At 68.4% G+C, this 377-nt stretch carries 1 pseudogene; it reads right to left on the reverse strand.

The features are described 5' to 3' along the window. A pseudogene (locus tag CYJ76_RS11565) lies at window positions 1-359 on the reverse strand (A/G-specific adenine glycosylase); the annotation flags it as partial. Between the last annotated feature and the right edge of the window lie 18 nt (window positions 360-377).

Below are 377 nucleotides of genomic sequence, written 5' to 3' on the forward strand. Positions count from 1 at the left end.
GCGTCGGTGGGCTGAGGCCGGGGTGACTGGGACAGTTGGCGTCCAACCAAACGAGGATCCGGATCGACGTGGGGCAGCAACGAGGCCACATCCGCCAAGTCGCGCGCACGGGCGGGGCCTTGCAGGTAGCGACCGTCGACGAGGCGACGGTAGACGCGGCGCACATTCGTATCCACAACCGGCACGGCCTGACCAAAGGCGAAGGCCGCGACGGCGCGGGCGGTGTAGTGACCGATGCCCGGCAGGGCCTCGAGCTCGGCAATATCGCTGGGCACCTCGCCGCCGTGGCGTTCCACGCAGGCGATCGCGCACTCCTTTAGCCGCAGCGCGCGCCGGGGATAGCCCAGGTTGGCCCACATTTTCAGGATCTCTGAACG

The sequence above is a fragment of the Kytococcus schroeteri genome (assembly GCF_002847825.1).
Lineage (GTDB): Bacteria > Actinomycetota > Actinomycetes > Actinomycetales > Dermatophilaceae > Kytococcus > Kytococcus schroeteri.